We start from the raw sequence: 4,749 nt of genomic DNA on the forward strand, positions 1-4,749 counted from the left end.
CCTGCTCCCCGCCGACCTGCCCTGGGGGCAGCTGTCCGCGGTGGCCGGGGACGCCGCCTACCAGTACATAGCGGTGGCCGCCGAACTGGCCATGAGCGGTGCGGTGCAGGGCATCTGCACCGCCCCCCTGAACAAGGAAGCCCTGCACGCGGGCGGCCACATCTTCCCCGGCCACACCGAACTCCTCGCCCATCTCACCGGCGTCGACGAGGTCTCCATGATGCTGGCCACCCCGACCGTGAAGGTCATCCACGTCACCACGCACATCGGCCTGATCGACGCGGTCAACCGGATCGAACCCGGCCTCGTCGAGCGCACCGTACGCCGCGGCCACGAGGCGATGGTCCGCGCCGGCACCCCGAACCCCGTCATCGGCGTCTGCGGTATCAACCCGCACGCGGGCGAGAACGGGCTGTTCGGCTACGGCGAGGAAGAGGAGAAGATCGTCCCCGCACTGGAGGTGCTGCGCGCCGACGGCATCGACGCCCGCGGCCCGCTCCCCGCCGACACCGCCTTCTTCCTGGCCGGCCGCGGCGACTACGACCTGATCGTGGCGATGTACCACGACCAGGGGCACGGCCCGGTCAAGGTGCTCGGTCTGGAGGCCGGGGTCAATCTGACCGTCGGGCTGCCCGTCATCCGCACCTCCGTCGACCACGGCACCGCTTTCGACATCGCCGGTACCGGAAAGGCGGACGCCGGTAGCATGATCGAGGCCCTGCGGCAGGCGGCCGAGATGTCCTCGGCCCCCGCCCGGTGAAGCGAGACCGCCCGGTGACGCGAGACCAGCCGGTGACGCAAGACCAGAAGGACGAGTGACGAGTTGACGATGCCAGCCCAGGGAGCCCGGGGCCGCCGCGACCAGATCGTCCACCTCGCCACCACCACGGGTCTGGCGAGTGTGGAGGAGCTGTCCCGCACCTTCGGGGTCACCGCCTCCACCATCCGCCGCGACCTCGCCCAACTGACCGCCGCCGGGCGGCTGGCCCGCACCTACGGCGGGGCGATGGCCCTGGTGGCGCACCCCGAGGCGTCGCTGCGCCAGCGCACCGGCGAGGCCTTCGAGGCCAAGCAGGCCATCGCCCGGTGGGCGGCGGAGCGGATCCGTACGGGCGAGACGGTCCTGCTCGACGCGGGCTCGACCGTCGGCGCCCTGGCCCATGAGCTGCGCGCCGCCGAGGATCTGACGGTGGCGACGACCGGGCTGACCGCGCTGCAGGAGCTCTCCGACGTGGACGGCGTACGGGTGGAGTGCCTTGGCGGCACGCTGCGCCCGCTGAGCCAGAGCTTCGTCGGACCGCTCGCCGAGGCCGCGTTGGAGCGGATGACCTTCGACCGGGTCTTCCTCGGCGCCGACGGCGTAACGGCCCGCGACGGCCTGTGCGAGGCGGACCTGCGCCAGACCCGCCTCAAGGAGCTGATGGCCCGCCGGGCCGACGCCGTCTACGTACTGGCCCACTCGGCGAAGATCGGCCGCCACCCCTTCCACACCTGGGTCCAGCTGCCGCCGGGGTGGACGCTGGTGACGGACCGCGCGGCCGACCAGGACGAGGTGCGGGCGCTGCGGGCGGCCGGGGTCGAGGTCGTTCTCGTCGACGCGGAGTGAGCCGGGCGGCCCCGCCGGGCCGCATGTTCACCAGTGTGGCGCCCGACCCGGCCGGGCCGGTCAGGTGCGGCCGTGCCAGGACGCCCAGAGCGCGGCGTACGGGCCGCCGCGCCGCACCAGCTCCTCGTGCGGCCCGAGTTCGGTGATCCGCCCGTCCTCCATCACCGCCACCCGGTCCGCGTCATGCGCCGTGTGCAGCCGGTGGGCGATCGCCACGACGGTGCGCCCTTCGAGGACCGCGGCGAGCGAGCGCTCGGTGTCCCGGGCCGCGCGCGGATCGAGCAGCGAGGTGGCCTCGTCCAGCACCAGTGTGTGCGGATCGGCGAGGATCAGCCGGGCCAGGGAGAGTTGCTGCGCGCGATCGGGCGGCAGCGCCGCGCCACCGGCTCCCACCCGGGCGTCGAGCCCCGTCAGCGCGGCCCACTCCCAGGCGCCGACCGCCCGCAGCGCCCGCTCCAGTTCGGCGTCGTCCGCCCCGGGCCGGGCGATGAGCAGGTTGTCGCGCACCGTGCCGCGGAAGACATACGTCTCCTGGGTGACCAGGGCGACCTCGCCGCGCAGTTCGGCCGGTGAGAGATCCGTCAGCGCCACTCCCCCGACGGTGACCGCGCCGGTGCGCGGCGAGTGGATCCCTGCGAGCAGCCGGCCGAGGGTCGACTTGCCCGCGCCCGACGGGCCGACGACGGCCAGCCGCTCCCCGCACCCGATCCTCAGATCGATGCCGCGCAATACGTCCCGGCCGTCGCGGTAGGCGTAACTCACCCCCCTGACCTCAAGCGCCCGGCGCCCCTTGAGATCCGCGCGGACCGCCCGGCTCCGCCCACTGCCGCCGGGCGTGGCTCCCGTGACGCCGGACCCGCCGCCGACCCCCAGCAGCCTGGCCAGCGAGGCGGAGCCGGTCTGCAGATCCCCCAGCGAGTACAGCAATGTGTCGACCGGCCCCAGCAGTTGCTGGACGTAGAGCGTGGCCGCGGTGACCGACGCCAGCGAGACCAGGCCGTCGATGGCGAAGAACCCGCCGATGACCAACGTGGCGGCCACCGGCAGCACATACGCGGTGTCGATGATCGGCAGGAAGACGGTGAGCAGCCCCACCGTGTGGCGCTCGGCGGCGTAGGACCCGGCGATGTCCTGGTCCGTGCGGGCGGTGCGGCGCTCGGCGATACGGAGCGCCTCGACCGTACGGGCCCCCTCAACGGTCTCCGTCAGGCCCTCGGTGAGCTGGGAGTACGTCGCGCTCTGGGCCAGGAAGGCGTCGCGGGCGCGGCCGAAGAACCACCGGGAGGCGGCCCACAGGATGGGAACGGCGATCAGACAGGGGAACGCGAGCAGCGGGCCGACCACGGCCATCGCCCCGAGGGTGACGAGGATCGTGACCAGCGCGGTAACGGCGGCAGGCACGGCGCCGCGCACCACGCGCGCCAGCACGTCCACATCGCGGGTGGTGCGGGTGACCAGATCCCCCGAGCCCGCCCGCTCGACGGTGGCGAGCGGCAGCGTCAGCACATCGTCGACGAACCGCTCGCGCAGCTCGGCCAGGACCTGCTCGCCCAGCCTGGCCGAGGCGTAGCCGGCGGTATGCGTCAGCAGCGCCTGGGCCACGATGAACGCGCAGATCAGCAGCGCGGTGCGGGGGATGTCGGCGGCGCCGCGCCCGGCGTCCTCGACCAGGCCGCCCAGCAGCCAGGGGCCCACCAGGCCGCAGACGGCGGCCAGGCCGTACAGCGTCAGGGCGGCGGCCAGTTCGCGCGGGTGACGCCGGGCCAGCCGGCGGACGTGGGCGCGGACCTCCTTCGCGGAGGCGATGGGCAGCGGAGTGTTCATACCGCTTCCTCCTCTCGGGCGACGACCGCCCGGTAGCGGGGGTCGTCGAGGAGTTCGCCGTGTGTGCCCTGGGCGACGGCCTTCGCGCTCTCGACGTAGACGACGTGGTCCGCCCGGTCGAGCAGGATCGGGCTGGTGGTGAACACGACGGTGGTGCGGCCCGCGCGGTGGGCGCCGAGCCCGCGGGCGACGCGGGCCTCGGTGTGGGCGTCGACCGCGCTGGTGGGCTCGGCCAGGACCAGCACCTCCGGGTCGGCCATCAGGGCCCGTACCAGCCGCAGCCGCTGCTGCTGTCCGCCGGAGAGATCGCGCCCGGACGCGGCGATCACGGCGTTCAGCCCGTCCGGCAGCGCCTCGACGATGTCGCGCGCCGAGGCGGTGTCCAGTGCCCGTTCCAGCGGCTCGCGGGAGCCGGGGCGGGGCCCGGCCGGGTCGAGTTCGTCGCCCAGCGGGCCGGCGAAGAGCAGGTCGTCATTGGTGGCGACGAGGATGCGCCGCCGCACCTCCTCCAGCGGCAGATCGGCGAGCGGCGCCCCCTGCCAGGTGACGGCGGAGTCGGTGTAGCGGCCCAGCCGGTCGGCGAGGGCGGCGGCGTCGGCCGGGGAGGCGCAGGCCACGGCGGTGAACCGGCCCGCTGCCACGGCCAACCCGGAGTCGGGGTCGGCCAGGGGACCACTGCCGGGCAGGCGGTCCTTCCCAGCGGTGCGCGGCCGTGGCAAACCGGTGCCGGAGGAGAGCTCGGGAGTGAGCGCGAGAAAGTCGGTGACGCGGCGGGCGGCGACATGGCCCCGGGTCAGCTGCCTGGCGGTGTCGGTGAGCCGGCGCAGCGGATCGACCAGGTAGACGGCGTAGCCGTAGAACGCGACGAGCTGCCCGGCGCCGATCCGGCCGCCGGCCACATCGCGCGCCCCCAGCCAGACGACGACGCAGGTCAACAGGCCGGGGAGCAGCACCTTGACGGCGCCGAACAGGGCATCGACGCGGGCGAGCGCCACCCCCGCGCCGCGCAGCCGCTGGGAGTCGGCGCGGTAGCGCTCGGCGAAGACCTCCTCGCCGCCGATGCCGCGCAGTACGCGCAGCCCGCTGACGATGTCGACGGCCCGCCCGGTCAGTTCGGCCTGGTGCTCGCGCAGCCGCTCCTGGCGCCGGTGCAGCGGGCGGATCAGCAGCGCGACCGCCCAGACCATGAGCGGCACACCGGCCAGCACCACGACGCCGAGCCGCCAGGAGGCGTCCAGCATGATCGCGGCGATGGCGGCGATGGCCACGACCGCACCGCTGCCACGGGCGGTACCGGCCAGCGCCTCGCCGATCCGGTC

Annotated in this window: 4 protein-coding genes; 2 read left to right on the forward strand and 2 right to left on the reverse strand. The window is 74.3% G+C overall.

What is annotated here, in order from left to right; translation table 11 throughout:
* On the forward strand, nucleotides 1–760 hold a 760-nt coding region (pdxA, locus tag CCN51_RS49515), incomplete at its 5' end, for a 4-hydroxythreonine-4-phosphate dehydrogenase PdxA (RefSeq protein ID WP_107426307.1).
* A gap of 69 nt (nucleotides 761–829) precedes the next feature.
* Complete coding sequence (locus CCN51_RS49520; RefSeq protein ID WP_014181481.1) at nucleotides 830–1,606, forward strand: DeoR/GlpR family DNA-binding transcription regulator; 777 nt, start codon at nucleotides 830–832, stop codon at nucleotides 1,604–1,606.
* A 60-nt stretch (nucleotides 1,607–1,666) separates the two neighbouring features.
* Here the strand turns inward: CCN51_RS49520 and CCN51_RS49525 are convergent, their stop codons facing one another.
* On the reverse strand, nucleotides 1,667–3,430 hold the full coding sequence (locus tag CCN51_RS49525) for an ABC transporter ATP-binding protein (RefSeq protein WP_014181480.1): 1,764 nt from the start codon (nucleotides 3,428–3,430) through the stop codon (nucleotides 1,667–1,669).
* The coding region (locus tag CCN51_RS49530; RefSeq protein WP_086861113.1) for an ABC transporter transmembrane domain-containing protein at nucleotides 3,427–4,749 on the reverse strand (1,323 nt) is incomplete at its 5' end. The genes CCN51_RS49530 and CCN51_RS49525, both read right to left, overlap by 4 nt.

It is taken from the genome of Streptomyces milbemycinicus, assembly GCF_002154605.1.
GTDB classification, from domain to species: domain Bacteria; phylum Actinomycetota; class Actinomycetes; order Streptomycetales; family Streptomycetaceae; genus Streptomyces; species Streptomyces milbemycinicus.

What these genes read in the sequence shown, in the direction of transcription:
- CCN51_RS49520 (WP_014181481.1), top strand. Translation starts at nt 830, where the DNA reads ATGCCAGCCCAGGGAGCCCGGGGCCGCCGCGACCAGATCGTCCACCTC.
- CCN51_RS49525 (WP_014181480.1), bottom strand. Translation starts at nt 3,430, where the DNA reads ATGAACACTCCGCTGCCCATCGCCTCCGCGAAGGAGGTCCGCGCCCAC.